This is a genomic window from Roseovarius sp. MBR-79 (genome assembly GCF_053628555.1).
Genome location: NZ_JBRJGP010000001.1, coordinates 327,096 through 351,730, shown reverse-complemented (window position 1 = coordinate 351,730; position 24,635 = coordinate 327,096). Strand labels below are relative to the sequence as shown.

The window sequence follows — 24,635 nt, the reverse complement described above, 5'->3', positions numbered from 1 at the left end:
GGGCAGCAGGTCGCCCTTGCAGGCGATGAAGGACTGGCACAAACTCAAGCCGCAGTTGTTCAGGAAGAAGCCATACTACCTTCCGGGATGTGACACGTAGTCCGAAAAAGTCAAAGACGAAAATTCAATAGTGCTGGACCGTCTTCGCAAATCGAGCGAGCTACCGCCTCCCCCTGCACCCGCCGCCAACCCCCCGCATACCAACCAATCTCCACCACCCATACACACCCGGCCAGCCCCCGGATGTTCCGGCCACGCGCGGCAACAGTCCGTCAGCCTTCGCCGTGGCGTCGCGGATCGGCCGGGTAGACGCCCAGAATGGTCACGTCCGAGGTGAAGTAATCCAGCTCATCGAGCGCGCGCGCGACGGCCGCGTCGTCGGGGTGCCCCTCGATATCGGCGTAGAACTGCGTCGCGGTGAACGAGCCGTTCACCATATAGCTTTCCAGCTTGGTCATGTTGACGCCATTGGTGGCAAAGCCGCCAAGCGCCTTGTAGAGCGCGGCGGGGATGTTGCGCACCTGAAAGACGAAGGTGGTCATCATCCCGTCCTCGCCGCGCGGGGTGAAATCCGGCTCTGGGGCCATGACGAGGAACCGGGTGGTATTGGTGCCCTCGTCCTCGATATGGCGGGCGATGACGTCGAGGCCGTAAATCTCGCCTGCCAGTTCACTGGCCAGCGCGGCCATATCGGGGCGGCCTTCTTCGGCCACGTGGCGCGCGGATCCGGCAGTGTCGGCACCGGTGACGCGGTGGATGCCGTGGCGCCCGAGAAAGGCGCGGCACTGACCAAGAAGCATGGTGTGGCTCATCGCGCTCTCGATCTGGTCGAGGCGCACGCCGGGCAGGGCCAGGAGGTTGATATGCACCCGCACGAACGCCTCGCCGACGATATGCAGCCCGGAATGGGGCAGCAGATGGTGAATGTCGGCCACCCTGCCGAACGTGGAATTCTCGATGGGCAGCATGGCAAGCTCTGCGGCGCCGTCGCGAACCGCCGCGATGGCATCCTCGAAGGTGCGGCAGGGAAGAACCTCCATGCCGGGAAAGGTCTCGTGGCAGGCCTGATGGGAATAGGCCCCCGGCTCTCCCTGAAAGGCGATGCGCTTGGTCATGGTGATTTCCGTGCAATTCTGGCCCGGTCGGGCGTTTGGTCGCGGAAACTACACCTTGCGCGGCGGTAGGGGAAGCGGATAGATACGCGCCCAAGCGACAGAGCAAACGGAAGCGAGCCAATGTTCGACACGATGACACTGACCAAGGCCACGGGTGCGCTATGCGGTTCCTTGCTGGTCTTTCTTCTGGGCGGCTGGGTAGCAGAGTCCCTTTATGCGACGGGCGGCGGCCATGGCGATGAGCGCGTCCAAGGCTTCGTGATTGATACCGGTGCCGATGATGCGACAGAGGTCGTGGCCGAGGCCGGACCGAGCTTTGCCGAGCTTTTCGCCGCCGCCGATATGGCCAATGGCGAAAAAGTGTTCCGCAACTGCGCCGCCTGTCACGCGCTTGAAAAGGGTGAGAACAAGGCTGGTCCGTATCTTTATGGCGTCGTCGGGCGCGATGTTGGCGTGGCCGAAGGCTTTGGGGCCTATTCCGGTGCCTTGACGGCTGTGGTCGATGTCTGGACGCCCGAGGCGCTCAATGCCTTCCTGGAGAACCCCAAGGGCTATGCGCCGGGCACCTCGATGGGCTATGCCGGACTGCGCAAGGCCCAGGACCGCGCCGACCTGATCGCCTTCCTCGATCAGACCGATGGCACCACCTACGAGATGCCCGCCGCCGCAACGGCCCCGGCAGAAGAAGCCCCCGCCGAGCCCGCGGCGACCGAAGAAGCGCCCGCCGAGGAAGAGGCCGCAGTTGAGGCCCCCGCAGAAGAGGCCGTCGCCGAGGCCGCACCCGAAGCGGCCGCACCTGCGGCGACCGCGGAAGCCGCCGCAGCAGAGGCCGCACCCGAGGCGACCGAGGAGGCAGCCGCAGAACCCGCACCCGAGGCGACGCAAGAACCTGCCGCCGAAGCCTCGTCCGCCAATGGCTTTGCCGCGCTTGTCGCCGCCGCCGACTTGGCCGAGGGCGAAAAGCTCTTTCGCCGCTGCGCTGCCTGCCATGCCGTCGAGGCGGGCAAGAACAAGGCCGGACCGTCGCTCTTCGGGATCGTGGGCCGCGATATCGCCTCGGCAGACGGGTTCAGCTATTCCGATGCGCTCGCGGGGCTGGAGGGGGAATGGACCCTCGACAAGCTCAGCGCCTGGATCGAGAACCCGCGCGCCTATGCGCCGGGCAACCGGATGGGCTTTCCGGGGCTGAAGGACGAGGGCGACCGCGCCAACCTGATCGGGTATCTGCAAAGCGTCGGCAACTGAGCCGATATGCCGATGTCAAGAGGCCGCTGTCCGCGAGGACAGCGGCCTTTGCGTGTCATGACCCCTTCCGCGCTTGAACAACAGGCCTGCCCCGCCTAGCTTGCCCTGCAAGGCGCGGCCAACGCGCGCTATCCGACAGGAGGACGAGATGAGCCAACCGCCGCACGCCGGATTTCCCATGAGCCGCCGCACCGCCCTTTCGGGCATGGGGGCGCTTCTGGCCGGGAGCGCGCTGCCGGTGATCCTGCCCGGTCAGGCACGGGCCAGCGACGAGGAGATCATCCGCGCGCATGGCTATTCCTTTTTCGGCGACCTCAAGTATCCCGCCGATTACGCGCATTTCGACTATGTGAATCCCGACGCGCCCAAGGGCGGCGAAATCTCGCTCTATGCGCCCGGCACGTTCGATTCGATGAACCCCTATTCGCGCAAGGGCCGCGCCGGGCGGCTGTCGTGGATGGTCTATGAGAGCCTTCTGGGCGGATCCGAGGCCACCGGGGAGCCGCTGCCGGGGGACCGCTACAACGAGGGATACGGCCTTCTCGCCGAGAGCCTTGAATACAATCGCGGCAAGACATGGGTGATCTTTCACATGCGCCCCGAGGCGCGGTTTGCCGATGGCACGCCCGTGACCGCGCAGGACGTCGTGTTCTCGCACAACCTGTTTCTGGATCAGGGCTTGCGCTCCTATGCCGAGGCGGTCCGGCGGCGGGTGATCGGGGCCGAGGCGCTCGACGATCACGAGGTCAGGTTCGAGTTTGCGGAAGGGATCTCGCGCCGGTCGCTCATAGATCAGGTCGGCGGCACGCCGGTGTTTCCGCGCGCGTGGTATGAGGCCACGGGCGCGCGGCTCGATGAGCCACGGCTGGAGGCGGCGCCGGGCTCGGGCCCCTATCAGGTCAAGAGCTATGACGTGAACCGCAATATCGTTTACGCGCGCAATCCCGATTACTGGGGGTGGCACCTGCCGATCAATGTGGGGCGGCATAATTTCGATACGATCCGGATCGAGTATTTCGCCGATGACAACGCCGCTTTTGAAGCGTTCAAGGCGGGCATCTACACCTTCCGCCCCGAGGGCAATTCCAAAACCTGGGCCACCGGCTATGACTTTCCCGCCGTGCGGCAGGGGCATGTCGTGCGGGCCGAATTGCCCGACGGGCTGCCGCCGACGCCGTCGGGATTCGTCTTTAACCTCGGTCGCGAGGTGCTCAAGGACAAGCGGGTGCGGCAGGCGATTGCGCTTGGCTTCAATTTCGAGTGGACCAACCAGTCGCTGCAATACGGCCTGTTCCGGCAGCGCCATTCCTTCGTGCAGGACACGCCCTTGCAGGCCGAGGGACTGCCCAAGGGTGACGAATTGGCAATGCTGAAATCGCTGGGCGATCTGGTGCCGCAAGAGATGCTGAGCGAACCGGCGGTGATGGCGCATAGCTCCGATCCCGACCGGCTCAACGACCGGCGCAACCTGCGCCGCGCCATGCAGCTTCTCGATGAGGCGGGCTGGGCCGTGGGCGGGGACGGCAAGCGGCGCAATGCCGCCGGAGAGGTGCTGACCATCGAGATCCCGATTTCCGCCTCCGGATCGGCCACCATGTCCGCAGTGGTGGAAAGCTTCGTGTCGAACCTCGCGTTGATGGGGATCGATGCGAAATTCGACAAGATCGACGCCGCGCAATACACCGCCCGCGAGCGCGACCGCGATTACGACATCATCTTTGACAGCTACGTGGCCTTCCTTGAGGCGGGCACCGGGCTGCATCAGCGTTACGGCAGTCAGGAGGCGGCGTTCAGCCTCTTCAATCCGGCGGGGCTGGCAAGCCCGCTGGTGGATACGCTCATTGACCGCGCGCTCGAATCGACGACGCTTGAGGCGCAGAACGTGGCGCTTATGGCGCTTGACCGGGCCTTGAGGCACGAGTTCTTCATGATCCCGACCTGGTATCTCGATCGCTCCTGGGTCGCCTATTGGGACATGTATGAGCGCCCCGAACCCTTGCCGCCCTATGCCTCCGGCGTGCTCGATTTCTGGTGGTATAACGAGGAAAAGGCCGCCGCGCTCAAGGCTGCGGGCGCGCTGTGAGGCGGGTTGTGATCGGGGAGAGCCACTGAGATGGGGGCCTATATCCTGCGGCGTCTGGCGCTGATCATTCCGACGCTTCTGGGCATCATGATCATCAACTTCGCGCTGGTGCAGTTCGTCCCCGGCGGCCCCGTCGAGCAGATGATCGCCAACATGCAGGGGCAGGGCAACGTCTTCGAGAGTTTTGCCGGCTCGGGCTCGGATACCGGTCAGGACCTGATCGGCGCGGCGGGCGGGAATGACCGCTATCTGGGCGCGCGCGGCCTGCCGCCCGAACTCATCAAGGAGCTGGAAGAGCAATTCGGCCTCGACAAGCCACCGCTCGAGCGGTTTTTCAACATGATGTGGAACTACATGCGTCTCGATTTCGGCGAGAGCTATTTCCGCAAGATCAACGTGCTCGATCTGGTGCTGGAAAAGATGCCCGTGTCGATCACGCTGGGGCTGTGGTCCACGCTCATCGCCTATATCGTGTCGATTCCCTTGGGCGTGGCCAAGGCGGTGCGCGACGGCACGCGCTTCGATACCTGGACCTCCGGCGTGATCATCGTGGCCTACGCGATCCCGGCGTTTCTCTTTGCCATCATGCTTCTGGTGATCTTCGCGGGGGGCAGTTATTTCCAGATCTTTCCGCTGCGCGGCCTCACCTCGGATAATTTCGAGCAGTTGACCCTCGGGGGCAAGATCGTGGATTATGCCTGGCACATCACCCTGCCGGTGATCGCCTCCACGATCTCGGCCTTTGCCACGCTGACGCTGCTCACCAAGAACAGCTTTCTCGACGAGATCAAGAAACACTATGTCATGACCGCGCGCGCCAAGGGGCTGTCGGAGCGCCGTGTGCTTTACGGGCATGTCTTCCGCAACGCCATGCTGATCGTGATCGCGGGGTTTCCGGCGGTGTTCATCGGGGTGTTCTTCGGTGGCTCCGTGCTGATCGAGACGATTTTCAGCCTCGACGGTCTTGGGCGGCTTGGCTTCGAGGCGGCGGTAAGCCGGGATTATCCGGTGATGTTCGGCACGCTGTTCCTGTTTGGCCTCATTGGCCTTGTGGTCGGGATCCTGTCGGATCTCATGTATGTGCTGGTCGACCCGCGCATCGATTTCGAGAAGCGGGAGGGTTGAGGATGGCGCGCGCATCAGGGGGGCGCTGCCCCCGCCGCGCCTTTGGCGCGACTCCCCCGGGATATTTCAGGCAAGATGAAGGAGGGGCGTCGTGATCCGCCTCTCGCCGCTCAACCAACGCCGCTGGCGCAATTTCCGGCGCAACCGGCGCGCCTTCTGGTCGCTGATCGTCTTTTCGGTGATCTTCACGGTGACGCTCTTTGCCGAGTTCGTGGCCAATGACAAGCCGATCCTCGTGCAGTATCGCGGCGACTTCTATATGCCGATTTTCCGTTTCTACCCCGAGACGGTGTTCGGCGGCGATTTCGAGACCGAGGCGATTTATCGTGATCCGGAAGTGCGCTGCCTGATCGCCACGGGCGGGCTTGAGGCCTGCCTTGATGATCCCGAGGGTGTGATGGCAGAGGCCGAAAGCGGGGTGGTGGCGGGCCAGGAGGTGATGCGCGGCTGGGCGATCTGGCCGCCCATTCCCTACAGCTATACCACCACGGTGGACCGGCCCGGGGCGGCGCCGCTGCCGCCCAATGCGCAGAACTGGCTGGGCACGGATGATACCAAGCGCGATGTGCTGGCACGGGTGATCTATGGCTTTCGCCTTTCGGTGATGTTCACGCTGATCGTGACGCTTCTGTCATCGGTGATCGGGATTTTCGCGGGTGCGGTGCAGGGCTATTTCGGGGGGCGCACCGATCTGATTTTCCAGCGCATCATCGAGATCTGGTCCTCTACGCCGCAGCTTTATGTCATCATCATCCTGTTTGCGATCCTGCCGCGAAGTTTCTGGCTTCTGGTGGTGATCACCGTGCTTTTTGGCTGGATGGCGCTGGTGGGCGTGGTGCGGGCCGAGTTCCTGCGCGCGCGCAATCTCGAATATGTGCGCGCGGCCAAGGCGCTGGGGGTGGGCAACATCACGATCATGTTCCGCCACATGCTGCCCAATGCGATGGTGGCGACGCTGACGATGCTGCCTTTCGTGATCACGGGCACGATTTCGCTGCTGGCGGGCCTGGATTTTCTGGGCTTCGGGTTGCCGTCTTCGGCACCAAGCCTGGGCGAGTTGACGCTTCAGGCCAAGCAGAACCTGCAAGCGCCGTGGCTGGCCTTTACCGCCTTCTTCGCCTTTGCCATCATGCTGTCGCTGCTCGTTTTCATCTTCGAGGGCGTGCGCGACGCGTTTGACCCCAGAAAGACCTTTCAATGAGCGTGCTCGAGGTGCGCGATCTGCGCGTGAGTTTCCGGCAGGACGGGCAGGTGATCCCGGCAGTGAAGGGCGTAAGCTTCAGCGTGGACCGGGGCGAGACGGTGGCGCTGGTCGGCGAGAGCGGCTCGGGCAAGTCTGTCACCGCGCTGTCCACGGTGTCGCTTCTGGGCACCTCGGCGGAGGTGACGGGGAGCGTCACCTATGCGGGTCAGGAGATGATCGGCGCGGATGACCGGCGACTGCGCAAGGTCAGGGGCAACGATATCAGCTTCATCTTTCAGGAGCCGATGACCTCGCTCAACCCGCTCCACACGCTGGAAAAGCAGTTGCGCGAGAGCCTTGAGCTGCACCAGGGCCTGACCGGCGAGGCGGCGCGCGGGCGGATCATCGAGTTGCTCGAACGGGTGGGCATCCGCGAGGCGGAGAGCCGTCTCGGGGCCTATCCGCATCAGCTCTCGGGCGGGCAGCGGCAGCGGGTGATGATCGCCATGGCGCTCGCGAACAAGCCCGATATTCTCATTGCCGATGAGCCGACCACCGCGCTTGACGTGACCATTCAGGCGCAGATTCTGGAGCTGCTGGCGGAGTTGAAGCGCGCAGAGGGCATGGGGCTTTTGTTCATCACCCATGATCTGGGGATCGTAGAGCGGATCGCCGACCGGGTTTGCGTGATGAAGGATGGCGAGATTGTCGAGAGTGGGCCGGTGGCAGAGGTCTTTGCTGCGCCCAAGCACGCCTATACGCGCAAGCTGTTGGGGGCCCATGCGGTTGGCGTGCCCGCGCCCGTGCCCGAGGACGCGCCGGTGGTGGTTGAAACTGATCGTCTGCGGGTTTGGTTTCCGATCCAGAAGGGGTTTCTAAAGCGCACCGTCGGCCATGTGAAGGCGGTGAACGAGGCCACGCTGATGGTGCGCGCGGGCGAGACGCTTGGCATCGTGGGCGAATCCGGGTCTGGCAAGACGACGCTGGCACTGGCGATCATGCGGCTGATTGCCTCCGAGGGCGGTATACGCTTCGCGGGCGAGGATGTGCATGGCTGGTCCACGCGGGAATTGCGGCGGCGGCGGGCGGAGATGCAGATCGTGTTTCAGGACCCGTTCGGCAGCCTCAGTCCGCGCATGACCGCCGCGCAGATCATCGCCGAGGGTTTGGGCGTGCATGGCAATCCCGGGGGGCGGCCCGAGCGCGATCTGGTCTCGGAGGTGATGGCCGAGGTTGGCCTCGACCCCGCGATGATGGACCGCTACCCGCACGAGTTTTCCGGCGGGCAGCGGCAGCGCATCGCCATCGCGCGCGCCATGATCCTGCGCCCCAGACTGGTGGTGCTGGATGAGCCGACAAGCGCGCTCGACATGACCGTGCAGGTGCAGATCGTGGACCTTCTGCGCGCGCTCCAGCAGAAATACGGCCTGGCCTATCTGTTCATCAGCCATGACTTGCACGTTGTGCGTGCCATGAGTCACCGGGTTCTGGTGATGAAGGGCGGTGACGTGATCGAGGCGGGGGAGGCGGACGCGCTGTTTACCGCACCGCAGACGGAGTATGCGCGCACATTGCTGGCGGCGGCGCTGGATCGGCGGCAGGGGTGAGGCGCACGGGGGCCCCGGCTTTTGCTGGCGCGTGGGTCGGTGCGGCGCTAGGGTCGCGCCCGTGACCGAGACCGCGCTGACATATTCCCCCGATCAGGCCGAGGCCCATGACCGCATCGCAGAGGCGCTGCGCGGTGTGGGCGTGGATATCGAGGGTGGCACGCTGATGCCCCCCGACGAGGGGCGGCGCGCGGTGCTGGCCGTGCTGGGCAAGGCCGGGTCGGGCAAGACGCTGCTTCTGGCGGCGCTCACCCGCGCGCTGGAGGAGGCGGGCGTCGAGACCATTTCCGGCGATTGGGAGGGGCGGCGACGGCGCGAGCGGCGCACGCTGGCGATCCTCGCCCCCACGAACAAGGCCGCGAGCGTGCTCAGGATGCGCGGCGTGCCCGCCACCACCATTCACCGCATCCTCTACACCCCCGTCTATCATCCCGAATACGAGAAGATCGCCGAATGGCTGGCCGGTCAGGGCGAGAAGCCCGTGATCGAGGGGCTGACCGATCTGGCGCTCGACCGGGCGCTGGCGTTTTATCAGGCGCAGAAATCCATCCCCGGCGCGCTGGCGGCGGCGGGCCTGCGCGGGTCGGATTTCATCACCGGCTGGAAACGCCGCGAAGAGCCGCTCGATATCGGCCTTGTCGATGAGGCGAGTATGCTCGATGCGCAGCAATTCGAGGATTTGCAGGAGATTTTCCCGACGCTGATCCTCTTCGGCGACCCGGCCCAATTGCCGCCTGTCAAGTCCACGGGCGGCATGGTGTTCGAGAGCCTGCCCGCGCCCGCGCGGCTGGAACTCAGCCGCATCCACCGGCAGGAGGCGGGCAATCCGATCCTCGATCTGGCGCACGCGCTGGCCGATCCGGCGCTGGATTTCTACAGTTTCGAGCAGATGATCGAAGAGGCGGCGCGCCGCGACGAGCGGGTGAGATGGGCCGAGCGCGTCGAGGTGGACCTGATGGCGCGCTCGCCCGTCCTTGTCTGGCGCAACGCCACGCGCATACGCCTCATCAATGCCTTTCGGGCGGTGCACGAGGCCCCCGAGGCCGCATTGCTGCCCGGCGAGCCGTTGGTTTGCGACGGGATCGAACTGCCCTTGAAACACCGCAAGAAGCGGCTGGATCTGGAGGCGCGCGGCCTGATCAAGGGGGCGCAGGTGGTCTATCTCGGCCCCGGCAAGCGCGCGGGGTTCTCGCGGCTCCATATCATCGGGGCAGAGGAGCCGCGCCTTTCGGCGGCCTCCATCGTCAAGATCGAGAAGCCCGACGAGCAAGAGCCGTTCATCCCCTTCGCCGCCAATATGGGGGCAGTCTTTCTGCACGGTGCGGCGGTGACGATCCACAAGGCGCAAGGCAGCCAATGGCCCGATGTGCAGGTGTTCGGGCCTGACATCCAGGTGGCGGCGCGCATGGGTCGTTCGGAGGCGGGGCAGCCGCTCTGGAAGCGGCTGGCCTATGTGGCGATCACGCGGGCCGAGGAGCGGCTCTACTGGGTGGTGCGCAACCGGCTCTCGAAACCCTCCGCGCCGCTTTCGGTCGCGGATTTGGAGGTGCCGAGCGCACCGTTGAAGCTGGAGGCAGAGGAATGAAAAGCATTCTCATCACCGGGGCGAGTGCCGGGATCGGGGCCGCCTGCGCGCGCGCATTTCTGGGGGCGGGCTGGCGCGTGGGGCTGATGGCGCGGCGCGCGGACGCGCTGGCGGCGGTGACACAGGGCCATGCGGGAGCCGTGATCCTGCAAGGTGACGTGACATCGCCCGAAGACGTGGCGCGCACATTCGGGGCCTTCGTGGCCGAGGCGGGCCGTCTCGACGTGCTTTTCAACAATGCGGGCAGCTTCGGGCGCGCGGCCCCCATCGACGAGCTGGGCTATGACGAATGGCGGCAGGTGGTCGATGTGAACCTGCACGGCATGTTTCTCTGCGCACAGGCGGCGTTTGCGCAGATGCGGCGGCAGGTGCCCAAGGGCGGGCGGATCATCAACAACGGCTCGATCTCGGCCCATGCGCCGCGCGAAGGCTCGGTTGCCTATACAACAACGAAACACGCCATCACCGGGCTGACCAAGACGCTCAGCCTCGACGGCCGCGCCTTTGACATCGCCTGCGGGCAGATCGACATCGGCAATGCGCGCACCGAGCTCCTGGAGGGAATCATCGCCGCCAATCCCGCCGCCCCGCCGCCCACGATGGACGTCGAGCATGTCGGGCGCGCGGTGCTCTCCATGGCCGAATTGCCGCTTGAGGCCAATGTGCAGTTCATGACGCTGATGGCCACCAAGATGCCCTATATCGGGCGGGGGTGAGGGGGGCGTGCCAACTGCGGCGCAAAACCCGGCCAAGGGGCAGCCCGAGCGCAGGCCATGCACATATGATATCGGGCCGGATCAGGTCGGGGGTTCGCCTCACGCGCGCGGCTCTGCGATTATGGGCGATTATGGCTTGTGCGGCACCCCCGTGCCGATCATCGAATCCCGCGTGACCAGTGCGGCCAGTTGCGCCTCGTCCATGCCCTCGGTCCCCTCGGGGCGCGCGGGCAGCACGATATAGCGCATGTCGGCGGTGCTGTCATGGACGCGCACGGTCACGTCATCGGGCAAGTCCAGGCCGAACTCGCGCAAGACGCTGCGCGGCTCGCGCACCGCGCGGCTGCGATAGGCGCGGGTCTTGTACCAGTCGGGCGGCAGGCCCAGCAGGTTGCGCGGATAGCATGAACAGAGCGTGCAAACGATGAGGTTATGGGTGTCTGCGGTATTCTCCACCGCGATCAGGTTGAGCGGGCCGATATCGAACCCCATCTCGCGGCTCGCCTCTGACGCATCGGCCAGAAGCCGTGCCTTGAAATCAGGATCGACCCAGGCCCGTGCCACCACCGCCGCGCCGTTGGCGGGGCTGCGCGCATCCATCGCCTCGATTTGCGCGGCGATCTCGGCAGGGGTGAGGTGGCCCTTTTCCACCATGAGTTCGCGCACCGCGATCTCCATCCGCTGCCAATAGCTGAGCGGGCCGTCATTGTCGCCGCGATAGGGATGGCCCGAGGGACTCATCCCGTCATGGTGGAAATGATCGTGATCGTGGTCGTGATGATCATGGGGCATGGCTGTCCACCCTCTCGAGCCAGTGGCCGTAGATCTCGGCATCAAGCGTGTCGGCGGGGACCTCTGCCGCGTCGCCCCAGATTTCGGCCATGGTAAAGCGCACACGGTAAAGCGGTTTTTCCTCGGCGGGCACTCCATAGGCAAGCTGTTCGGGATTGGCGAATGCGCCAAGGGGCCGTTCGATCACCCCCAGCTTGCCGCGCAGATACCACGGCGCACGCACATGGCCCGGCGGCGTCAGCGCCTTCACCCGCACGCGCTCAGCCATCTGCCTGCGCCTCGCCATAGCTCTCGCCGCGCCGTGCCACCTCGTCCATGCGGGCGGCCAGCTCTTCAAGGCTATAGGCCCCGGCCTCCAGCAGGTTCTGGTTCACCGCGGCGATCCAACGCTCGTAATAGCTCATCTTCTCGAACGCCTCCTCGCCCATGTCTTCCAGCGCGCGGCGCAGCCCGTCCACGGTAAAGAGGCCCTTTTGCCCGCAGAGCACCATCAGCGCATCCACACGCTTTTCCCAGAGCGCGAAATCGTGCCCCTCCATCGGCACGAGGCCCGCCGCCTGTCCGCCCATGTCGTGCCAGCGCCTGCCATCCCAATCGCTCATGGCGCTGATGCTAGGCCCGCCCGCGCCCCCTGTCCAGCCCGCACGAAAGTCTTGACGCCCGCCCGCGACATGGTAGCAGGGGATCAGGCCGGGCCTGTAGCTCAATTGGTCAGAGCAGGGCGCTCATAACGCCTTGGTTGGGGGTTCGAGTCCCTCCGGGCCTACCAAACCTCGTGTCATTTCCCAATTGCCCCGCGCCTTGGCGCGTGGGTATGGCCAGCCGGGACTCCGCCTGTCACCACGGGGTTTTTGCAGTGGTTGGCGGAATCGAGATAACGCGTTCCGTGATGTTCTCGGCGTTTCGCATCATCATGCGACAAGCTCGCGCGTCACACCACTAAGACGTTTAGCCAACATACGGATCTGTAAGGCGATGGTGGAGCCTAGGGGGATCGAACCCCTGACCTCTTGCATGCCATGCAAGCGCTCTCCCAGCTGAGCTAAGGCCCCGTTATACCGGTCCGGTCCGGACCGTGCGCCGCTGATTAGACAAAGCGGCGGGCGGGATCAAGAGGAAAATCCCGCCCGGTTTCGCATTACAGGTCTTCGTCCGAGGCCACATCGGCGATATCGTCGAGCGAGACGTCGTCATCCTCGTCATCGTCGAGCAGATCGTCGTCGAGATCGACCTCGACCTCGTCGTCATCATCGATGAGATCCGCGTCATCACCGACGGCGGCGGCCTTGAGCTTTTTCGTGGCGGCATCCTCGGCATCGGGGGCCATGGAGCGGGTTTTTCCGGTGCTCAACTCCACGACCTCGCCGGTATAGGGGCTGACGATCGGGGTTTTGTTCAGGTCGTAGAAGCGCTTGCCGGTCGTCGGGCAGACACGCTTGACGCCCCATTCTTCTTTGGGCATGGGTGATCCTCTTTCAACTCGCTTGCACGCAATCCGGCTCCCCTGCCATAACCTTGAACGAGTGTCAAAGCCTTTGCGGCGCGGGTCGCGGGGCTGTATCCCGGAGCGCATATGGGCCAACATTTCCTTCCCGGCAACCCCCCTGTGACGGTCACCCTGCGGCGGTCGGCGCGCGCGAGGCGTATATCGCTGCGGGTTTCGGGGCTGGACGGTCAGGTGACCCTGACCGTGCCGCGCGGCGTCAGCGAGGCGGAGGCGCTCGGATTCGCGCGCACCAAGGCGGACTGGCTGCGCGGGCATCTCGCGTCGCGGCCCGAGGCGGTGATGGTGGGGCCGGGCGTGGTGCTGCCGGTCGAAGGCGTGGAGCGGCGGATCGAGCCCTCAGTCGGGCGGCAGGTGGTGCCGGGCGACGGCGTCCTGAGGGTGCCCGGCCCCGAGGACGTGCTGGCGCGGCGGCTGGAGGCGTGGCTGCGCGCGCGGGCACGGGACAGGCTGGCAGTGGCATCGGATCATTATGCGGGGCTTTTGGGGCGGCGCTTCTCGCGGCTCAGCCTGCGCGACACGCGCTCGCGCTGGGGCTCGTGTTCGTCGCGGGGCGCGCTCAGCTATTCCTGGCGGCTCATTCTCGCGCCGCCCGATGTTCTGGATTACGTGGCCGCGCATGAGGTGGCGCATCTGGCGGAGATGAACCATTCGCCTGCGTTCTGGGCGCTGGTGGCGCGTCTCTGCCCCGGGTATCAGGCACCGCGCGGCTGGCTTCGGCGCGAAGGCGCGGGCCTGCACCGGTATCGTTTCGATTGACCCGGCCGTGATTTGTGATCACATGAAGGGATGTTGATCACGCCGCGCTCCGATCCCTCGCCCATGGCCCATGACCGCGTGTATCGCGGGCTGCGCAGCCGCATCATGCATGGCGAGATCGGTCCCGGTCAGGCGCTGACGCTGCGCGGCATCGCCGCCGAATACGAGGTGTCCATGACACCCGCGCGCGAGGCGCTGCGTCGGCTTGTCGCCGAAGGGGCGCTCACGCTGTCAAGCTCGGGCCGCGTGGCGACCCCGGAGTTGAGCAACGAGCGGATCGAGGAACTGGCGGCGCTGCGCTCGCTCCTGGAGGTGGAACTGGCAAGCCGCGCGCTGCCGCGCGCGCATCTGGCGCTGATCGACCGGCTTCAGTCGATCAACGCCCGGATCGCCGAGGATATCGTCCATCAGGACGCGGTGGCCTATATCCGCCGAAATCTGGAGTTTCACCGCACGCTTTACTTGCGCGCGCAGGCGCCCGCGATGCTGGCCATGGCGGAAACCGTCTGGCTGCAACTGGGACCGACCATGCGCGCGCTCTACGGGCGGCTGCGCAAGAAGGACCCGCCGCATTTCCATCGCCTGATGATCGCCGCGCTCAAGGCGGGTGACGAGCCGGGGTTGCGCCTTGCGGTGCGCTCGGATGTGACGCAGGGATTACGGATGCTGGTGGGGTAGGGGGCCGCCCCGCCGGGACGGCCCCGTCGGTCGCGGTCAGACGTCGAGCCAGGCCGTTTCGTAATGCATCTCGCGGAACTGGTGTGCCTGCACGCCTTTGACCTTTTCGGTATGGTGCAGCGCCTGGTTGCGCCAGAACGGCTGGATGATCACGCCGCTGTCTTGCAACATTGCCTGCAATTTCGCCGAATATTCACGCCGTTTGTCGGCGTCGAACACCCCCAGAGCCTCGGCCAGAAGCGCGTCGAATTCCGGGTTTTCATGCCCGCTCTCGTTCCACGCCTCGCCCGAGCGATAGGCCAGGGCCAGCACCTGCACACCAAGCGGACGCGGGCCCCAATTCGTTGTGGAAAAGGGATATTTCGTCCAGTCGTTCCAGAAGGTGTTGCCCGGCATCACCGTGCGCTTGACGTTGAACCCCGCCTGCCGCAACTGCGCGCCGATGGCATCCGTCGTCGTGGTGCGCCAATCGCCGTCGATCGAGATGATGTCGATCTCGGTCTCGGCATGGCCCGCCGCGCGGGCCATTTCGATGGCCTTGGCCGGGTCGGGCGCGATTTTCGGCAGTTCGGCATATTCCGGGTGGAACGGGGCGACATGGTGGTTTTCCGCCGGGATCCCCTCGTTGTTGATCGAGATGGCCAAAAGCACCTCGTTGTCGCAGGCCAGTTGAATCGCGTTGCGCAATTCCTTGCTGTCATAGGGCGGCGTGTCGGCGCGCATCCGCGCGACGATGGTATTGGCCGTGGGCTTCGATTGCTTGATCAGGCCGAGCGCGTCGTAGGCCTCGATGAAATCGGCGGTGGATTCGTCGTTGATATCCACCTCGTCGCCATCGAAGGCCGCCACGATAGAGGCATTGTCGGTGCCGAAATCTATGAAGCGGATGCCGTCGAGATAGACCTCGCCGCCCCACCATTTGCCATCTTCGCGGCGCTTCACTTCGGCGGAGTTGCCGATTTCGATGGAGACAAGCTCGAACGGGCCGGTGCCGATGGGGGCCTTGGCCAGATCGTCGTCATCGCCAAAGCTGCGATGGACCACGAGTGCCGGGTAATCCGACATGCCTGCGATGAGCGTGATGTCGGGCTGCGGCAGGTTGAGACGCACGGTGAAATCATCCACCCGCTCGATGGCACCGTCGAGCGCCTTGTTGGTCTCTGGGTCGATCAGCGTGCCCATGCGCGAGGCCATGGAATTGCCCTCCACGGTCTTGTCACACCAGCGGTTGAGGTTGTGGATCACGTCATCGGCGTTGAACTGATCGCCATTGTTCCAGACCGCATTCCGGCGCACATTGAGCGTATAGGTTTTCGCGTCATCGCTCACCTCCCAGCCTTCCAGAAGCATGGGCTGAAAGCTGAAATCAGAGGCCCAGCGGACCAATGGTTCGCAGAACTGGCGGGCGAGGTTGCCCGGCTCGGACCAGGCATATTTGCGCGGATCGGTGATCTCGAGCACGACCATGGCCACGCGCAACACGCCGCCGCGCTTGCCTTCCTGTGCGGTCACGGGCGTCGGCGCGGCCATCCCCAGAAGGCCGTAGGCTGCCGCCGACGAGGCACCGAAGGTCGAGGCCAGCGCGATGAACTCGCGCCGGTCCAGCTTGCCCGCGCGCGCGTCCTCGGCGAGTTTCGCGACGACCGGACGAACGGTCTCTTGCGTGGTGGTCATGTCAATCTCCCTGTCTTGATGTGGCGTTCCGCCATTGTCGTTTTCATGCGGACATGTCGCGATTGTTACCAGAGAAAGACCAATGTGCCAATTTATTGTCGGGCGCTTGCAGTGGTCGTTTTCCGTCCCGTCCGCGTCGCAAAGCCTAGCCTGATTCGAACCGCCGGATCGCCTGTTTGCGACAAAACCCCGCCAATTTGGCTTGAGGCGGGCGCGGGGCGGGGCTAGACGATCCCCAAAGGAGCCCGCCCATGAGCCTCAACACCTTCGGCCATCTTTTCCGCGTTACCACATGGGGCGAGAGCCACGGGCCGGCCCTCGGGGCCACGGTGGATGGCTGCCCGCCGGGTGTGACGATCGATGAGGCGATGCTTCAGCTCTGGCTCGACAAGCGGCGCCCGGGCCAGAACAAGAACATGACCCAGCGGCAGGAACCGGACGCGGTGCGCATCCTGTCAGGGGTTTACCAAGGCGAGACGACTGGCACGCCCATTCAGCTCATGATCGAGAACACCGATCAACGCTCGCGCGATTATGGCGAGATCGCCCGCACGTTCCGGCCCGGCCATGCCGACCTGACCTATCATCTCAAATACGGCCTGCGCGATCCGCGCGGCGGCGGGCGCTCCTCGGCGCGAGAGACGGCGGCGCGGGTGGCGGCGGGCGGCGTGGCGCGCGCGGCGCTTGGGTCCCTTGTGCCGGGATTGGAGATCAAGGGCTATATGGTCGCCATGGGCGAGCTTGAACTGGACCGCGCGCGCTTTGACTGGGACGCCATCGAGGGCAATGATTTCTGGCTGCCCGATGCCGGGGCGGCAACCCTTTGGGAGGATTATCTGCAAAAACTGCGCAAGGATCACGATTCGGTCGGCGCGGTGATCGAGGTCGTGGCGCGCGGCGCGCCTGCGGGCCTCGGCGCGCCGGTCTATGGCAAGCTCGACACCGATCTCGCGGCCGCGATGATGTCCATCAACGCTGTCAAGGGCGTCGAGATCGGCGAAGGCATGGCCGCCGCGCGGCTGCGCGGCTCGGAGAATGCCGATGAGATATTCATGGGCGAGGACGGGCTTGAGTTTGGCTCGAACCATGCGGGCGGTATCCTCGGCGGCATTTCGACCGGACAGGAGATCGTCGTGCGCTTCGCGGTCAAGCCGACCTCTTCGATCCTGACGCCGCGCCGGTCGGTGACGGTGGACGGTCAGCCCATCGAGGTTGTCACGAAGGGCCGCCACGACCCCTGCGTCGGCATCCGCGCCGTGCCGGTGGCCGAGGCGATGATGGCCTGCGTGATCCTCGATCACCTGCTCCTGCATCGCGGTCAGGTGGGCGAGGGGCCGCGCGGGCGCATCGGCTAGGTCCGTTTTCTTGAAAAGAAAACGATTCGGGATTTTTTCAAAATCCCGGTCGCCTCAAATCCGGCGTTGCCGCGAAAGCTGCACGGCCAGAATGCCACCCATGATCACCAGCACGCCGATCAGGTCCCAAAGCCGCAGCGCCTCGCCCAGAAGCGCCGCCGCGATGGCCACGCCGAAGAACGGGTTGAGGAAATGGAAGGTCGCGCCGCGCGTGGCCCCGATCCGCTCGACCAGCAGGAACCACACGAGCGTGGCGGCCAGCCCCGGAATGAGCGTGGTATAGGCGAAAGCCGCAACCAGCGTCCAGCTCCAGTCGACCACCAGCGGCTCGATCATGAGGCCCAGAGGCCCGACAATGGCCGCGCCCACGATCATCTGAAGGCCCACCACCATCAGGAAATTCCCGCCCGAGGCCGCGCCGCGCACCGACAGCGTGGCAAAGGCCAGCGCAAAGACCGCGATCACGCAGAGACCCACGCCGTAAAGGTCCATCCCGCCCTGAAATCGCGCGCCCATGATCACCATGACACCCGCCAACCCGGCGACCAGCCCGAAAATCCCCACCGCCCCCAGCCGCTCGCCCATGAAGGCCCAGGCGAAGAACCCCACCAGCAGCGGCATGGTCGAGGCGATGATGGCGGCAAGCGAGGCCTCGATGGTCTGCATCGCCACGAAATTGAGCCCGAGATAGAGCGCGTTCTGGCACACCCCGAAGATGATCGTGGCGCGCCATTGCGGGCGCGTGAGCCGCCAGCTCTGCCCCAGCATCCACGCGATAATGATGCCCAGAAGCCCGGAGATGAGGAACCGCAGGCCAAGCGCCGTCAGCGGCGGGGCGGCGGCGACGATGATCCGCGCCGAGGTGAAGGCCGACGACCACATGAGGGCAAAGGCCAGCCCCATGCCGAGCGCGCGCAGATCCATGGTTGTCTCCTGCCCCTCAATCGCCCCAGGCGTAGTTGAAGCTTACGCTGATGCGGTCCTCTTCGGACATGTTCATGGGCACCTCGTGGCGCAGCCACGATTCCCACAAGAGCACGTCGCCCACCTGCGGCTTCACATAGACAAAGCCGCGCATCTCCTGCCGCGCATCCTTGCGCCGGGGCGGGGCAGCCATCATCCGGGCCGAGCGCGGATCCTCGAGCTTGAGCGCCGAGGCCCCCTCGGGCATGGTCACATAGGTGGTGCCGGAAATCACCGAATGAGGGTGGATATGGCTGGAATGCATGCCCCCCTCCGGCAGGATGTTGATCCAGATATCTTCAAGCCGGAGCGTCTGATCCCCCAGATCGAATTGCAGGTCCTGCGCGAATTCCGCGACATGGGCATCCAGTGCCTTGACCAGATCGGCGAAGATCGGAAAGCGCCAGGGCAGGTCGGTGAGCGAGGCGTAGGAGGTATAGCCGGGATAGCCTTCGGTCTCGCACCAGGTTTGGCCCGCCTCGTCATCCTCGGCGATGGAATAGCATGACGCCTCAAGCTCTTGCGCGTCGATGGCGGGGTCGTGCGCGCCAAGGCGTGCACGATAGAGGCGGGTCACGAAGAGCGAGTCGATCTCTGGCATGAAACCGGTGTAGCGCAGCCCTGCGGCGAAGGCGAGAGGGGCGCCTCAGGCGACGGCGATATTGTCGATGAGCCGCACACCCGCCAGCCACGCAGCGGCAAAGAGACGGGCGGGACGGTCAGGCATGTCGAGGGCCGAAAGATCGTCCTGCGCGCGCAGATCGAGGTAATCGGCCCCGGTGAATCCGGCCCTGTCCAGCCGTCTGAGCGCCGCGTCGCGCAGCGGCGAAAAGGGTTGGCCCGCGCGCAGCCCAAGGGCGATCACCTCCATCTCCTCATGCAGGCGCGGGGCCATGGTGCGCGCGCGATCCGACAAGAGCAGGTTGCGCGAGCTGAGCGCCAGCCCGTCGATGTCGCGGATCGTCGGACAGCCATGCACGGTGACGGGCAGATCAAGATCGGCGGCCATGCGGCGCACCACCAGAAGCTGTTGATAATCCTTCTCGCCGAAAAACGCATCCGTGGCGGCGGTCTGGGTAAAAAGCTTGGTCACGACGGTGGCCACCCCGTCGAAATGGCCGGGCCGCCACGCCCCTTCCATCACGTCCGTCAGACCGCTGACCGACACGGTGGTGGCAAAGGCGGGGGGATACATCTGGTCGCCCTCCGGCACCCAGAGCGCATCCACGCCAAAGCGTTCGAGCTTGCGCGCGTCCTCAACCTCGGTGCGGGGGTAGTTTTCAAGATCGGCAGGGTTGTTGAACTGCTTGGGGTTGACGAAAATCGTCACGATCACCCGGTCACACACCGCCTTCGCCGCTGCCACCAGCGAGAGATGCCCGTCATGCAGCGCGCCCATGGTGGGCACCACGCCGATCCGCTCTCCGGCGCGAATCCACGGGGCGGTCATGTGGCGCAGATCATCAAGGCGGCGCAGGATCGGCGCGCTCACCTTGGTGCCTCGTCGGCAAAGCCGTGCTCGGGCGCGGGAAAGCTGCGCGCGCGCACCTCCTCGGCATAGGCGGCAATGGCCGCCTCGCCATCCTGTCCCAGGCTGGCATAGCGTTTGACGAATTTGGGCTTGAACGCGGTGAAAAGGCCCAGCATGTCATCGACGACAAGGATCTGCCCGTCACAACCCGCGCCCGCGCCGATGCCGATCGTGGGAATGGGTATCTCGGCGGTGATCCGTTGGGCAAGGCCTGAGGGCAGTTTTTCGAGCACCACCGAGAAGGCCCCCGCCCCGGCCACGGCGCGCGCGTCCGAGAGAAGCGCCTCGGCGGCGGCCCCGCGCCCCTGCACCTTGTAGCCCCCCAGCGTGTTGACCGATTGCGGCGTGAGGCCGATATGCGCCATCACCGGCACGCCGCGGGTCACGAGAAAGGCAATCGTCTCGGCCATGTGCCGCCCGCCTTCGAGCTTGACCGCCGCCGCGCCGGTTTCGCGCATCAGCGTTGCGGCATTGCGGAACGCCTGCGCCGGGCTTTCCTCGTAGCTGCCGAAGGGCATGTCGATCACCAGCATCGCGCGCGAAAGGCCGCGCGCCACCGCCTTGCCGTGCAGGATCATCATCTCCATCGTCACGCCCAGCGTCGAGGGCAGGCCGTGGAGCACCATGCCGACGCTGTCACCGACAAGGACAAAGTCGCACGCGGCGTCCATCATCCGCGCCATCGGCGTGGTATAGGCGGTCAGGCTGACGATGGGCGCACCGCCCTTCATCGCCCGGATATCATCGGGGAGGGGGGCGGATTTGCGGGCGGTGGCGCTCATGGCGGAGCCTCTGGGGTATTCTGCGATGCGGCGCACGCTATCAAGCCGTGCGGGGAATATCCACACCCCATGTTTTGCCGCGCAAATCCCGCCGCTGCGTCGCTTTCGGACTGCGTTGGGTCGGATGGGCTTCGCGCCGTCTGGCAGGACTGGTAAACATCCGGGGAAATGCCTGAACGGAGTCGGCGCACATGAAAACATCGGTCAAAGCCCTCGTCGTCGGCGGCGGGGCCGTCGGAACCTCCATCGCCTATCATCTGGCCCGCGCGGGCTGGGACGATGTCATGCTCTTGGAGCGCGACGAGTTGACCTCCGGCTCCACATGGCACGCGGCGGGGCTTCTGCCGCTCTTCAACATGTCCTTTGCCACGACCCATATCCACAAGTATTCGGTCGAGTTCTACAAGACGCTGGAGGCCGAGACAGGGCTCAATGCCGGGTTCGCCGTTGTGGGCAACCTGCGGATGGCCCAGACGCAAGAGCGCATGGACGAATACATGCTCTACGCCTCGACCGCCGAGACATGCGGCGTGCCCTACGAGTGGCTGACGCCCGACGAGATCAAGGCGCGCTGGCCGCTGATCAACACCGAGGACCTGAAAGGCGCGCTTTACCACAACACCGACGGCTACATTAATCCCGCCGACGTGACGCAGGCGATGGCCAAGGGCGCGCGCCAGCGCGGCGTGATGATCGAGCGCAAGTGGCAGGCCGATGCGTTTCACTGGAATGGCACCCATTGGGACGTCACCTGCACGAAGATGGTGGAACGGGGGGGCAACCTCGTCGCCTCTGACGAGCAGATCACCATCACCGCCGAACATGTCGTGACCGCCAGCGGCAACCATGCCCAGACCACCGCGAAAAAGCTGGGCATCAAGATCCCCGCTATCCCGGTGGAACACCAGTTCATCGTGATGGATCAGGACCCGGCATTGGTCGCGTATCGCGCGGGTGGCGGTCGGGAACATCCCGTCATCCGCGACGCCGACGCGCAGAGCTATGTGCGCGAAGAGCGTGGCGGCTGGATCTTGGGCGTTTACGAGAAGAACGCCCCCGCCTGCTTTGAATATGGCGTGCCCGACAGTTTCCGCGCCGACCTCTTCCCGCTGGCGCTGGAGCGGATCGAAGAGCAGTATATGGCGATGATCCACCGTATTCCGTCCTGCGAGGAGTCGGGTCTCAAGGATGATTTCAACGGCCCGATCTGCTACACGCCCGATGGCAACCCGCTGGTCGGCCCCGCGCCGGGCTTGCGCAACATGTGGCTGGCCGAGGGCTTCAGCTTTGGCATCACGGCGGCGGGCGGCACGGGCTATTACCTCGCGCAACTGATGGTCAATGGCGAGGCCGAGATCGACATGGCGAGCCTTGATCCCAAGCGCTATTCGTCAAACTGGATGACGACCGAGTTTGCGGCGCGCAAGAACGAAGAGTGCTACGATCACGTCTATATCCTGCATCACCCGGATGAAGAACGCCCCGCCTGCCGCCCCTTGCGCACCTCGCCCGCCTACGGGCGCCAAAAGGCGCGCGGCGCGCAGTTCGGTTTTGTGAATGGCTGGGAACGCCCCAACTATTACGGGCCGCTCGATGCACCGGAAAACTTCGACCACGACGCCCGCAGCTTTCGGCGCGGCGGCTGGTGGCAATATGCGGTGGAAGAGGCACGCGCGATCCGCGAGGGCGTGGGCCTGATCGACGCCACCGCCTTTTCCAAGCATATGGTCAAAGGGCCGGGGGCGACCGCGTTCCTCGACTGGTTCACCTGCAACAAGCTGCCGAAAGTGGGCCGCATCAACCTGACCTATGCGCTCACCGATCACGGCACGACGCGGACGGAATACACCATCGTGCGCCTGAAAGAGCACGAATATTACCTCGTCTCCGCCGGGGCCTGGACGGAATACGATGCCGATTACCTGCGCAAATCGGCCGAGGACATGGCATCCGAGTTCGGCTATATCGAGATTCAGGATGTCACGACCCAATGGGGCGTTTTCGCCATCGCCGGGCCGAAATCGCGCGATGTTCTGCGCGAGGTGATCAAGGATGCCGACCCGGCAACCGCGCTGTCCAACAAGCGCTTCCCCTGGCTTTCCGCACAGCGGATCGAGTTGGGCATGTGCCCCGTGAATGCCATCCGCGTGGCCTATACCGGCGAATTGGGCTGGGAATTGCACCACCCCATCGAGATGCAGACCTATCTTTTCGACCTGCTGGAAACGGCGGGCGAGGCGCATGGCATGAAGCTGGTGGGCGCGCGCGCGCAGAACTGGCTGCGGCAGGAGAAAAGCTATCGCGCCTTTGGCAATGAATTGGGCCGCGACGCCACGCCGCTGGAGGCCGATCTGCCCCGCTTCGTGGACCTTGAGAAAGAGTTCCGCGGCAAGGCCGGGCTGGTGGCAACGGGTGTGCGCTCCAAATGCTGCACGCTGCTGATCGACGGGCCCGAAGATGCCGATCCCTGGGGCCGCGAGGTGCTTTACACCCCCGAGGGCGAGCGGGTGGGCCGCCTCACCTCTGGCGGCTATTCGGTGGCGTTCGGCAAATCCATCGGCATGGGCTATGTCCGGCCTGAACTGGCGGTCGAGGGCACAAGGCTCAAGGTCAAGATGCTCGACCGGCTCTGGGATGCGACCGTCACCTGCGACAGCCCCTATGATCCGAGGAACGAGACCATCCGCAAGGATGGATGAGCCAGGTAGGGGGTGCCGTCGGGTGCCCCCTTATTTTTCATGCTGGCGCAACCACCTGCGCCACGCGCCCTCCGACCCGCGAAAGACGTTGATATCGACGCCGCCTTCCACCCCCGGCACGATCCCGGTGCCGGTATATTGCCAGAACACCCAAGGCTGACCCGGATAGATCTGATCGGGGGTTTTTGCGACTGCGCGCAACCAGAATTCCGCCCGCACCTGCCCGATGCCGGTCTGTGCGTAGAATTCCGGCGTGGTGTAGATGATCGGGCGCTGGCCGTAATGCCGCTCGACGATATCAAGGAAAATTTCCGCCTGCCTGCGCACCTCCGCCCCCGGCGGGCGCACCGTGCAGGTGGGTGAGAACGGGTTCCATTCCAGATCGAGCACGGGTGGCAGCATCTTGCCCCTGCGCGGCACGTTGCGGATGAACCATTGCGCCTGCACCTCCGGTGCCGTGCAGAAATAATAGAAGTGGTAGGCCCCGCGCGGCACGCCATGACGCGCGGCCAATTGCCAGTTGCGGTCGAACTGCGGATCCTTGAGGTCCCCGCCCTCGGTCGCCTTGATGAAGGCAAAGGCCACGCCCGAGCCCGCCACGCGCCGCCAGTCGATCTCGTTCTGGAAGCGCGCCACGTCGATGCCATGGACCGGATAGCTGGCAGGGCCGCGCGGGCCGAAATCCACCGGGTCGTAATCGCCGAAGCGGCTCGCGGCCAGCGCGGGCAGAGCGGCAAGCAACAGGCAGACGGACAGGATACGCAGCATCGGTGGGGGTCTCCGGGCTTGGGGCCTCAGGCCCATCCTAAACACCTGTTGCGGACCGGTCAGCAGATTTCGCGCGCCGCGCTCAGCCCCTGGCCGACAATTCGTCGAAACAGGCCAGCGCGTGGGCGGCATACATCATTGCCGGGCCGCCCCCCATCTGGATCGACATTGCCAGAACGTCGCCCACTTCCTCGCGGGTGGCCCCGGCGCGCAGCAGCGCCTCGACATGCAGCCCGATGCAGGGCTCGCAGCGGATCACGATGGACATGCCGAGCGCGAGGAACTCCTTGGTCTTGACGTCGAGCGTGCCGCCTTCCTTGACCGCCTTGCCGAGGCCCCCGAAGGCACGGGCCGTTTCGGGGATAAGCGCGTTGAGCGCGCGCAATTCGGTTCTTTGGCCGTCAATCGTGTCTTGCCAGTTCATCTCCGCGCCCTTTTGCCTGCGTGATCCTGCCGTTGCAGAAACCACCG

Annotated in this window: 23 protein-coding genes and 2 tRNA genes; 12 read left to right on the top strand and 13 right to left on the bottom strand. The window is 65.1% G+C overall.

Features of this window, described 5'->3' with window-relative positions:
• Positions 1 to 272: 272 nt before the first annotated feature.
• Entirely contained in the window at positions 273 to 1,115 is an 843-nt protein-coding gene (locus tag ACSSV8_RS01760) for a prephenate dehydratase (protein WP_454281296.1), read from the bottom strand.
• Positions 1,116 to 1,235: 120 nt separating this feature from the next.
• Between ACSSV8_RS01760 and ACSSV8_RS01755 the strand changes: the two genes are divergently transcribed.
• The 7 genes from ACSSV8_RS01755 (at position 1,236) to ACSSV8_RS01725 (ending at position 10,659) form a co-directional block, all read left to right on the top strand.
• Complete coding sequence (locus ACSSV8_RS01755; protein WP_454281295.1) at positions 1,236 to 2,360, top strand: c-type cytochrome; 1,125 nt, start codon at positions 1,236 to 1,238, stop codon at positions 2,358 to 2,360.
• 148 nt (positions 2,361 to 2,508) lie between these two features.
• Complete coding sequence (locus ACSSV8_RS01750; RefSeq protein ID WP_454281294.1) at positions 2,509 to 4,443, top strand: extracellular solute-binding protein; 1,935 nt, start codon at positions 2,509 to 2,511, stop codon at positions 4,441 to 4,443.
• 30 nt (positions 4,444 to 4,473) lie between these two features.
• The gene (locus tag ACSSV8_RS01745; RefSeq protein WP_454281293.1) at positions 4,474 to 5,568 is read left to right on the top strand and encodes a microcin C ABC transporter permease YejB; all 1,095 of its coding nucleotides are present in this window, start codon (positions 4,474 to 4,476) and stop codon (positions 5,566 to 5,568) included.
• Positions 5,569 to 5,662: 94 nt separating this feature from the next.
• Positions 5,663 to 6,769 (top strand): ABC transporter permease, encoded by a 1,107-nt coding sequence (locus ACSSV8_RS01740; RefSeq protein ID WP_454281308.1) that lies wholly within the window; start codon positions 5,663 to 5,665, stop codon positions 6,767 to 6,769.
• Positions 6,766 to 8,358, top strand: a complete 1,593-nt coding sequence (locus ACSSV8_RS01735; protein WP_454281292.1) for an ABC transporter ATP-binding protein — start codon at positions 6,766 to 6,768, stop codon at positions 8,356 to 8,358. Before ACSSV8_RS01740 ends, ACSSV8_RS01735 begins: the two co-directional genes overlap by 4 nt.
• A gap of 61 nt (positions 8,359 to 8,419) precedes the next feature.
• A complete protein-coding gene (locus ACSSV8_RS01730; protein WP_354540336.1) occupies positions 8,420 to 9,943 on the top strand; it encodes an AAA family ATPase in 1,524 nt (507 codons plus the stop codon).
• Positions 9,940 to 10,659 carry an SDR family oxidoreductase gene (locus ACSSV8_RS01725; protein WP_454281291.1) on the top strand — a complete coding sequence of 240 codons (720 nt, stop codon included), beginning with the start codon at positions 9,940 to 9,942 and terminating at the stop codon, positions 10,657 to 10,659. Before ACSSV8_RS01730 ends, ACSSV8_RS01725 begins: the two co-directional genes overlap by 4 nt.
• 129 nt (positions 10,660 to 10,788) lie before the next feature.
• On the opposite strand, the gene nthA is transcribed toward ACSSV8_RS01725, so the two are convergent.
• Genes nthA through ACSSV8_RS01710 form a run of 3 tightly spaced genes read right to left on the bottom strand, consistent with a single transcriptional unit; the run spans position 10,789 to position 12,053 of the window.
• Entirely contained in the window at positions 10,789 to 11,451 is a 663-nt protein-coding gene (gene nthA, locus ACSSV8_RS01720; RefSeq protein WP_454281290.1) for a nitrile hydratase subunit alpha, read from the bottom strand.
• Positions 11,441 to 11,719: an SH3-like domain-containing protein gene (locus ACSSV8_RS01715; RefSeq protein ID WP_354540333.1), complete on the bottom strand. Its 279-nt coding sequence runs from the start codon at positions 11,717 to 11,719 to the stop codon at positions 11,441 to 11,443. The genes nthA and ACSSV8_RS01715 overlap by 11 nt, the downstream gene beginning before the upstream one ends.
• On the bottom strand, positions 11,712 to 12,053 hold the full coding sequence (locus ACSSV8_RS01710) for a ScnB-like protein (protein WP_354540332.1): 342 nt from the start codon (positions 12,051 to 12,053) through the stop codon (positions 11,712 to 11,714). Before ACSSV8_RS01710 ends, ACSSV8_RS01715 begins: the two co-directional genes overlap by 8 nt.
• 90 nt (positions 12,054 to 12,143) lie before the next feature.
• On the opposite strand from ACSSV8_RS01710, the gene ACSSV8_RS01705 reads away from it, so the two are divergent.
• Positions 12,144 to 12,220: transfer RNA gene (locus ACSSV8_RS01705), tRNA-Ile, on the top strand.
• A 207-nt stretch (positions 12,221 to 12,427) separates the two neighbouring features.
• On the opposite strand, the gene ACSSV8_RS01700 is transcribed toward ACSSV8_RS01705, so the two are convergent.
• A tRNA-Ala gene (locus tag ACSSV8_RS01700) sits at positions 12,428 to 12,503 on the bottom strand.
• 86 nt (positions 12,504 to 12,589) lie between these two features.
• On the bottom strand, positions 12,590 to 12,913 hold the full coding sequence (locus ACSSV8_RS01695) for a TIGR02300 family protein (protein ID WP_354538755.1): 324 nt from the start codon (positions 12,911 to 12,913) through the stop codon (positions 12,590 to 12,592).
• 111 nt (positions 12,914 to 13,024) lie between these two features.
• On the opposite strand from ACSSV8_RS01695, the gene ACSSV8_RS01690 reads away from it, so the two are divergent.
• Entirely contained in the window at positions 13,025 to 13,714 is a 690-nt protein-coding gene (locus tag ACSSV8_RS01690) for a M48 family metallopeptidase (RefSeq protein ID WP_354538756.1), read from the top strand.
• 30 nt (positions 13,715 to 13,744) lie between these two features.
• Positions 13,745 to 14,392 (top strand): GntR family transcriptional regulator, encoded by a 648-nt coding sequence (locus ACSSV8_RS01685; RefSeq protein ID WP_354538757.1) that lies wholly within the window; start codon positions 13,745 to 13,747, stop codon positions 14,390 to 14,392.
• 36 nt (positions 14,393 to 14,428) lie between these two features.
• On the opposite strand, the gene ACSSV8_RS01680 is transcribed toward ACSSV8_RS01685, so the two are convergent.
• On the bottom strand, positions 14,429 to 16,066 hold the full coding sequence (locus ACSSV8_RS01680; RefSeq protein WP_454281289.1) for an ABC transporter substrate-binding protein: 1,638 nt from the start codon (positions 16,064 to 16,066) through the stop codon (positions 14,429 to 14,431).
• A 251-nt stretch (positions 16,067 to 16,317) separates the two neighbouring features.
• Between ACSSV8_RS01680 and aroC the strand changes: the two genes are divergently transcribed.
• The gene (gene aroC / locus ACSSV8_RS01675; RefSeq protein WP_454281288.1) at positions 16,318 to 17,421 is read left to right on the top strand and encodes a chorismate synthase; all 1,104 of its coding nucleotides are present in this window, start codon (positions 16,318 to 16,320) and stop codon (positions 17,419 to 17,421) included.
• Positions 17,422 to 17,475: 54 nt separating this feature from the next.
• Here aroC and ACSSV8_RS01670 read toward each other — a convergent pair whose 3' ends face one another.
• The 4 genes from ACSSV8_RS01670 to panB are packed head-to-tail and all read right to left on the bottom strand — an operon-like array spanning position 17,476 to position 20,697.
• Positions 17,476 to 18,345, bottom strand: a complete 870-nt coding sequence (locus ACSSV8_RS01670) for a DMT family transporter (RefSeq protein WP_454281287.1) — start codon at positions 18,343 to 18,345, stop codon at positions 17,476 to 17,478.
• Between the two features lie 16 nt (positions 18,346 to 18,361).
• Positions 18,362 to 18,985, bottom strand: a complete 624-nt coding sequence (locus ACSSV8_RS01665; protein WP_354538763.1) for a 2OG-Fe(II) oxygenase family protein — start codon at positions 18,983 to 18,985, stop codon at positions 18,362 to 18,364.
• A gap of 45 nt (positions 18,986 to 19,030) precedes the next feature.
• On the bottom strand, positions 19,031 to 19,876 hold the full coding sequence (gene panC, locus ACSSV8_RS01660; protein ID WP_454281286.1) for a pantoate--beta-alanine ligase: 846 nt from the start codon (positions 19,874 to 19,876) through the stop codon (positions 19,031 to 19,033).
• Entirely contained in the window at positions 19,873 to 20,697 is an 825-nt protein-coding gene (panB, locus tag ACSSV8_RS01655) for a 3-methyl-2-oxobutanoate hydroxymethyltransferase (RefSeq protein ID WP_354538765.1), read from the bottom strand. Before panB ends, panC begins: the two co-directional genes overlap by 4 nt.
• Positions 20,698 to 20,888: 191 nt before the next feature.
• On the opposite strand from panB, the gene ACSSV8_RS01650 reads away from it, so the two are divergent.
• On the top strand, positions 20,889 to 23,396 hold the full coding sequence (locus tag ACSSV8_RS01650; RefSeq protein WP_454281285.1) for a GcvT family protein: 2,508 nt from the start codon (positions 20,889 to 20,891) through the stop codon (positions 23,394 to 23,396).
• Between the two features lie 30 nt (positions 23,397 to 23,426).
• On the opposite strand, the gene ACSSV8_RS01645 is transcribed toward ACSSV8_RS01650, so the two are convergent.
• The gene (locus tag ACSSV8_RS01645) at positions 23,427 to 24,164 is read right to left on the bottom strand and encodes a glycoside hydrolase family 25 protein (RefSeq protein WP_454281284.1); all 738 of its coding nucleotides are present in this window, start codon (positions 24,162 to 24,164) and stop codon (positions 23,427 to 23,429) included.
• Between the two features lie 82 nt (positions 24,165 to 24,246).
• On the bottom strand, positions 24,247 to 24,588 hold the full coding sequence (locus ACSSV8_RS01640; RefSeq protein ID WP_354538768.1) for a carboxymuconolactone decarboxylase family protein: 342 nt from the start codon (positions 24,586 to 24,588) through the stop codon (positions 24,247 to 24,249).
• Between the last annotated feature and the right edge of the window lie 47 nt (positions 24,589 to 24,635).